We start from the raw sequence: 7588 nt of genomic DNA, 5'->3' as shown, positions 1-7588 counted from the left end.
GCAACAGCTTGGGGGTGAAAGTCCCCTGCCCAACCTGATGGTGGTGAAGGGCTAGTGAAACGCAAGGGCGTCGTCGTGAGGCGGGGTCTGAAGGAAGCGTGTAGCAAAGCCACGACCTGACGAACAGAAACCAGATACGAGGCCTACCCAGTCGGACGAGCGAGCAAATGATTGCGAAGTCCATAACCATCAAGGGCTGGGGTGGTAAATCTGGCAGGTGCGTGGTGAAGGCGGTTGAGCTTACCTTCTCGTAGGACGAAATAAATTTGTCACTACCTGCTCCCAGTAACGGGAGCGTTAAAAACCTTGGGGTAGCGACTCAGACGCGCGTCGGAATTCGTCGAGGAAGACGGCGACCTCGAGAGATAGCGGTTTTGGACGCTGCCTGATCATCTCAAGTCTCTCGTCCAGGTCGCCGTTTATCACGGCGCATCGGACCGATGAGCTCCTCTCGGCGACCATCGCATTTGTTGCCGCTTGCACATGCGCTTGTTCAGAATCTGGTTGACCGCCGACTCGGCCATCGCAGTCGAGATCGGTTCGCCTTCTCGATACAGTTTCCCGTAATTAATCGTCGATCCACCGTTGGCTTTAACGTACGCAACAAGCTCGCGCACCCTGTATCCCAGCTGTGCAAGACTATCAGCAGCCTGTGGTGTCTGAGGGGCTACGGAACGGCAGATGGTCGAGATTTCCCGCATTCGGCTCGCCGCCTTTGCCGCATTGCCGTGCCAGAAGCACCAACGAAGCTTTCCGATGCGAGCCGTCAACTTGTGCTTTGCTGCGTTCTCGGGTTCGGAAGTCACGCGCAGGCCTTTGGCAATCTGTTCAAGATACCGCACGCGCATCGAGATATGGAACCAGTCGAGTACAGACTTGGGCGTGAACGGCAATTGGCTTGCGATAGTCTGCAGTCCATTGGCGCCATCTGTGATTACTGAGAGTTTCGGGTGATCGTTGTTTGTGATGGATCGCACGAGTTGGGCAAGCCGATCGACCGCGTCGGGCAACTCTCTTCTGACAAACGCAAAAGCCCGCGGCGGATGGCCCTTTTCTGCAAGCCGCCCGGTGAGTACTTCGAAACTCGAACACTCGGAATTGCGTCGACCACGAACAAAGCCGCCATCGATTGCCAACGTCCATCGAGCGTCGGGACGCGCATCGTCACCCGCCGTTAGCTCATCGCCGTCTATGCGTGAGGCTGCACGCAGGGCCCTGTTTCTCACGGTGACATGGTTCAACGTATCGCTGACCGGCAGAAACTCGCGCAATGTATGAACAACCTGACGGTAAGGCATCCTTGCTGAAAGTGTCGCCTAGAGCGCGAGCAATTCCGGCGTCGCCCGCTCAGGGACATATTCCGACATAGGACCGTAGGGCCCCTCGAAATGAAACGGCAGTACACATGCGCAAGATATGACTCGCGCGCTACGAAAGCGGACCGTGCCAAAGACCGTATCCACCTTGCAGATCCGTCGGTCCTTCAGGTCGAGGAAACGGTGACAACGGTCGCAGAAACGTCGCAGCAAGCAGACTTCTTCTGCCTGCGCTGCCACCACGATCCTCTGCAGCCTGTGCAGGACGTCTTTCCCTTCAGCCAGCGAAAGGCCGATCCTCGCCGGGTCGAGTTCGCGGTAGGGACGTTCAAGCTGACAGATTTCGAAGGACTCCGTCTCGCCATAGTCCATGGTGACATCGACGCGAATTGTGACTTTCATTTCTACCTCCGGCGGCCCTGCCTGTCGAAAGCCTAGGCGTCCGAGCTAGAAACCCCAAGGTTTTTAACGCTCCCTATGACTTCTACCAGGCCCGCGTTGACGAATGCGACGCCGAGATCGAACGTACGCTGACCATGATTGCGGCGCAAAACCCCGTACCGCAACAGCCATTGGGGATGGTGCGGAGCCGGCCCCAGCAGCCCAACGCGCTGAGCTTCGACGTGCGTAGTCTCATGTACCAGCTCGCTGGCGTCGATCTCACCCAGATCCACGGAATCGGCCCCTACCTGGCTGTGCGTCTCGTCGCCGAATGCGGCACCGATCTCGGCCGATGGCCGACTGCCAAGCACTTCACCTCCTGGCTGACCCTGTCGCCAGGGTGCAAGCTAAGCGGCGGCAAAGTCCTGTCGTCACATACGCGCAAGACAACCAATCGGGTGGCCGCCCTGCTGCGCCTGGCTGCCGTCACGGTGGGCAAGACCAGCACGGCGCTGGGCGCGTTCTATCGTCGGCTGGCCGCGCGTATTGGTAAGGCCAAGGCCGTCACCGCCACGGCGCGCAAGATCGCCGTGCTGTTCTACAACGCCATGCGCTTCGGCATGCAATACGTCGACCCGGGAGCCGACCACTACGAACAGCGCTACAAAGAGCGCGTCATCAAGCAGTTGCACAGGCGAGCAGCTGAGTTCGGCCTCTCCCGCAACGCGTTCGTCGGACTGGACGACGATCACTTAGGTCGGCTGACGCTCGGCAACCAGTATGATTTCATGATCGATTCGCTTTTCTTCGGTCTGAACGATGGTGCGATCTACGCGGAAGGTATCTACGATTTCCGCAATGGACCGTTTGCGAGACTCGCGCTGCCGAACAATCCGACGGGCGCGTTCGACTGGGATGGCATGGCCGGATCCCGACCCATCCGTAACTCGGTCAAGTATGCGAGCCCGCGCTTCGGTGGTTTCTCCGCCGGCGCGATGTACGGCTTCGGCGGGGTGGCCGGATCGTTCGGCTCGAACAGCGGGGTGAGCGTGGGCCTGAACTACGTCCACGGAGCATTCGGGGCGAATGCGGCCTATACGCAGGTGGAGACGGATGTCTCGGGGGCGCAGGTCAGCGTGCGGAACTGGGGCGCCGGTGCTCACTATACCTTCGGGCAGGTAACTGCGAACGCGCTCTACACGGCGGTGCGCAACGAAATGAATGGCGCGTCAGTCTGGCAGGCGGAGCTGGGTGGCATGTGGTTGATGGCGTCGGAGTGGGTGTTGAGCGGCACGTATATGTACATGAAGGGCAATCAGGTCGGCCTCAGGTTGACAACAGGCACCGAGGAAGAGCGGGCATCGGGCCCGCCGGCGTCACCGGACGCCAGGATCGTCGCGAAGCGTTCTTCAAGGACATGTCGCAGCAATTCCCTGATCGAGCTGTCGGCCAACTCCGGGACTCGCACACTGATCCCTGCTCCCGGCGCAGCTGTCATCTGGAGAGGCTTCCTCGTCCTGCACGAAATCAACGAGATGTTTTGCATCTCCAATTCAGGACAACGAAATGTTGGTAAGACCCATGACTTTATGGCCGGGAAGGACGTCAAAAGGTTTCATCACGAGCGGTGTTAGGAGAATGTTACATCGTGCGACCTCTTTTTTTTGTCACATCGCGAAAGGATTGATTCTGTAAATAAAAATCTAACAATGCGCGGTTATCACACCAGGCAGTCGGATAGCCATCCGGAACAACAGCAGGACAATTAGCCCGATGCACTATTTCGCTACAATCATCCTCCAGTAGCCTGCCTAGACGCCTGGAAGAGATTTTAGCTTGGGCTGTTTTTTTGAAGGTTTCCCAGGAGACTATTTCACAACCTAGGAGTTCTGCCAGCAAAGAATTATTGTAGGGGACAGGATTGCAAGGTTGCAGATAACTCTTTGGTTTCTTAGCCAAGGCATTCACTACCAATGCGTCGGTTAAAATATCAACGGGATTGTAATTAAGTCCTTCGCCATCCCAGATTTGCTGAATACTTTTGCATATTTCAATTAACCGCCACCAACTGTAATGTAATCCAGGATCAACGCCTAGAGAGGTGCTGCCCAAAATATAACTCGGTTCACATAAGGTAACTGGAAAAAGCTGATCGTTGGCGATCCAGCGCATGACTTGTCCATTTACCCATTTCATTTGGGCATAACCAGAGTACCACCAAGAATCCGGTCGGATGAAATCTCGAGGATTTTCATAGAAACGTGCACTGACACTACCAAGATAAGATAAATGCTTGCTGACACCTTGCGTGCAGAATTGCAAGACTTGGAGGAAACTCATGACCCAATCTTGCCTGATCTGCAAATATGACAAATCATATTCTGTCGAACTGGCACAATTAAATACCCAGCGCACTTGTTCTGCCAGTTCAGCATAAGTTCCTGGATCGAGACCCCAATATGGTTCGGTTGGCGAAGCATTCAATATCGCTATCTTTTCCAGAAAAACAGGTTTAATTTGATATCTGGTTAAACTTTCAGCAAAACGCTGCTCGGCTGTTATTTCGGCAGTTCCTCTCACCATTGCCAATACTTGCTCAACCTGTTGATCAACAGATAGTCGGGCGGCAAGATGTGCTCCGACAAAACCATTGCTGCCAATCACCAGGGCCACGCGGTAATTCGTGGAGTCACACAGCGTTTTGGGCTGATAATTGGGATGCAGTTGGGGCCGCAATAAATCCCGGTTTCCTGAACTTAAGGCAGCAATATCGGCCATTTTCGCCGGAAAAAGTAAGGAACGACATTGCGGAGTGAGTGCCAGAGAAGGAAGATCCGTCATATCTTAAATCCTTGAATTATCGCGGGTTCGCGATCCTAAACGCACGCAGGCCTTCTGGTCGAGTTTCGGTCTGATCCATCAGCACTTCGCGCTCAAGCGACGCCTGCTATGTGCCTCACTTTATCGCAAACAAAGCTCGCCGCTTTGCATGTTTCACTGAGGCCGCCCAAGTTCCGTCCGTTTTCTGAACAAATGCGGGTCTTCTCCGGTGTTGCGCCGCAAACAATCTAACCTACGGCGCCATCCAACCTATCGTGCAAAGCGAATTACTGACGATGAGGCATCAGTGTCCTTGTTATGGAACAGCGTTGTGATTGGTGGCTGCGAAGCCGTGACGAATCTGTCCAAATGCAGTTCCTACTCAAGAAGCATACAGCATGCCAGTAGGTGCTATCCGCATGTAGAGACGTCCCGTCTACGGCTTTCACGTTCAGACTAGATATGGACACCTTGCAGCGGCTGCCAGCTGTCTGGACGTTAGCTTTCCGACAAACCGTTCGTTTTACAACCAATTGCACAGACAGACGCCACGAATGTAGCGGCCGGATCGCTCCGTCTGGGATGATCTGGCATCGCACATCCTTGAGGGCGCGACCGGCGCTCGAAAGACGGTGGCGATGCGAAAGGTGAAATGTTGCGCGTAGGCGCGGCAGCAAATGGCTGCGTTGTGTGTGCAACTGGGACGCTAACCTTGATAGGCATCGCCTTTCGCGAGATAAGCGTCCCCACGAGTCAGGGTTGACTGCTAACGAGAATCAGGTTCCCGCCTGATTCTCGAGAAAAGCTTTCTCTGCACGTCTCCAGCGCTCGATGTCGGCAGGCCCGTCGTCTTATATTGCGCCCTAAAGTGATACTTGCAGAACGACATCAGTTGTATCCGCCCGCCGCCAGTTCGGCACCTGCGGCGCAGGTGTCGGCGCCGTTCTTGCTCTATTGGAATCCAGATGCCTTAACCTCCAAAGTCCTATCAGGATTTAGCTTGACCGCCGACGAACCAGTGTCTGGCCTGCCGACCAGAGTCGCTTTCTCGCGTGATATCCGGGCATTGTTGCGGATGCAAGGGGTGATGAACGCGTCACATTTCATGACCGTTCCGGTTCTCGCACTCCACATGTCCATCACGCTGCATTTCAGTTCCGCAGCACTTGCAACGGTGATGGCTGCGAACCTGCTGTCCGCCCAGATTCTGCCGTTGATGGCGGGAGCCATCGCGGACCGGTTCGGCACCCGCTGGATGATCATCATCGGTCTGTGGTTAAGGGGATTGGGCTTTCTCGGATTCGCATTCACGAATGATGCGGCAGCCTGGGTCGGCTTTGCACTCACCGCAGGTTCAGGTGTCGCCTGTTACGAGGCGGCTTTATATGGCATTTTTGGCCGTCAGCCGAAAGCGACACTTCCCGCCTTGTTCGCTTCCAATAATCAGATGCTGAACACGGGCACCGCGATCGGACCTTTAATCGGTGGACTCGCAGGGATGTTCGATACGCGGTTCGCGTTCGCCGGCAGCGCTGTCCTGTTCGGGCTGCTCGGAAGCGTGGCGTTTCAGCTGGAGTCCGACAATTGCGAGCTGTCAGGTCGCAGCCCGGCTATCTCCAGCCTGCGCGCTGCGGCGACGCATCGCGGTCTGTGGCGTCTGATTGCGGTATCTCTGCCCTGGTTTTTTCTGTTCCCGCAACTGTACTTAGCATTTCCGCTGTACGCCGGCCGCATGGCTGGCCACTATGCAGCGTCAGCCGTGTATGTCGTGAATGGTGTGATCGGATTGGCCTTCATGCTGTCGGCTAAACATTGGCTCGTCCGGGTGAATCCTGCGTCCGCGACAATCGGCGCGTACCTCGCTGCCGCTGTTGCCTATGCGAGCGTGGCTGCAATGGATGGTGTCGGCTGGTTCTTGGTGTTCGTCGCCGGATACACAGTCATCGAAACAATTCTGGTGCCGGCGTTCGAAACCATGATCGCGTCCCTAGCGGTGGACGGAAGCCAAAGCACGTTCTTTGGTGCGCTGAGCGCTGTGGGGGCACTCGGAGGCACGGCGGGATATTACGCTGGCAGTTGGCTCGTCACGAACGGCACGCCGATCCAGACATGGATCACGTTCGGCGGTGTGGGAGCGCTCGGATTTGCGGCTGCCGTGATACTTCTTCCACGTGCAAGGATGACCGGCTGATCGGTCGATGTCAGGATGCCTGCCTAGATACTGATGGAAGGGCCGCGGAAGTAAGCCTCCTGGAGTAAAACGAGGATTCCGACACCCGTTTTCCGAGAGGGGTACGCAAATGAATGCGCCTCGCACAGCCCTTCATGGGCAGGATACAACCATCACCGGATCGCTGTATGTCGCCTTTGAACTGGGTGACAAGAGCTGGAAGCTCTCGCTGGGCGATGGGGTGCGCTCGCCGAGCCGCTGCACCGTGGCCGCTGGCGATACGGCCGCAGTCTTCACGGCGATTTCAAAGGCCAAAGCGCGCTGTCATCTGAGCATCGATGCCCCGGTGCGCAGCTGTTATGAAGCCGGGCGTGACGGTTTCTGGCTGCACCGCTGCCTGGAAGCACATCAGATCACGAACCTGGTGGTGGATTCAGCCAGTATCGAAGTGAACCGGCGCAGACGTCGCGCCAAGACCGACCGTCTCGACAGCGACAAGCTGCTGTCGATGCTGATGCGTTACTACGGTGGTGAGCGCCGGGTTTGGGCGGTCGCACGTATCCCCACCCCCGAACAGGAAGATGAGCGGCGGGTACACCGTGAACTCGATCGCCTGCGCCAGGAGCGCACTGCCCATAGCAACCGCATCCGCTCGCTGCTGGTGCTCCACAACCTGCGGCCCGAGCGAATCGGTGGCCGCGCGTGGGCGCTCTGGTGGGCGCAGCACACCACACAGCTGTTGCCAGCCCTGCGCGCCGAGATCGAACGCGAATTCGAACGGCTGTTGCTCGCTGCCAGGCAGATCAGGGCGCTCGAGGTACAGCAGCAGCGCGAGGTGCGCAGCGGTGCGCAACCCGCGATTGCGCGGCTCGCGCGCCTTGCGGGTATCGGCACCGGCAGT

4 protein-coding genes and 1 pseudogene are annotated in these 7588 nt (G+C 56.9%); 3 read left to right on the top strand and 2 right to left on the bottom strand.

The window, feature by feature from the left end; translation table 11 throughout:
• Positions 1-287: 287 nt before the first annotated feature.
• A pseudogene (locus M3I54_RS42975) lies at positions 288-1718 on the bottom strand (ISKra4 family transposase); the annotation flags it as partial.
• 233 nt (positions 1719-1951) lie between these two features.
• Here M3I54_RS42975 and M3I54_RS42970 point away from each other — a divergent pair.
• Positions 1952-3331: a porin gene (locus tag M3I54_RS42970; protein WP_254346426.1), complete on the top strand. Its 1380-nt coding sequence runs from the start codon at positions 1952-1954 to the stop codon at positions 3329-3331.
• Between the two features lie 7 nt (positions 3332-3338).
• Here the strand turns inward: M3I54_RS42970 and M3I54_RS42965 are convergent, their stop codons facing one another.
• Complete coding sequence (locus M3I54_RS42965; protein WP_254346423.1) at positions 3339-4538, bottom strand: SDR family oxidoreductase; 1200 nt, start codon at positions 4536-4538, stop codon at positions 3339-3341.
• Positions 4539-5517: 979 nt separating this feature from the next.
• On the opposite strand from M3I54_RS42965, the gene M3I54_RS42955 reads away from it, so the two are divergent.
• Positions 5518-6708 carry an MFS transporter gene (locus M3I54_RS42955; RefSeq protein WP_254346421.1) on the top strand — a complete coding sequence of 397 codons (1191 nt, stop codon included), beginning with the start codon at positions 5518-5520 and terminating at the stop codon, positions 6706-6708.
• 109 nt (positions 6709-6817) lie between these two features.
• Positions 6818-7588: IS110 family transposase (locus M3I54_RS42950; RefSeq protein WP_254346419.1), on the top strand; the 771-nt coding region annotated here is incomplete at its 3' end.

Source organism: Paraburkholderia sp. CNPSo 3274 (assembly GCF_024206475.1).
Classification (GTDB): Bacteria; Pseudomonadota; Gammaproteobacteria; order Burkholderiales; family Burkholderiaceae; genus Paraburkholderia.
This window is presented reverse-complemented; position numbering and strand designations above follow the sequence as displayed.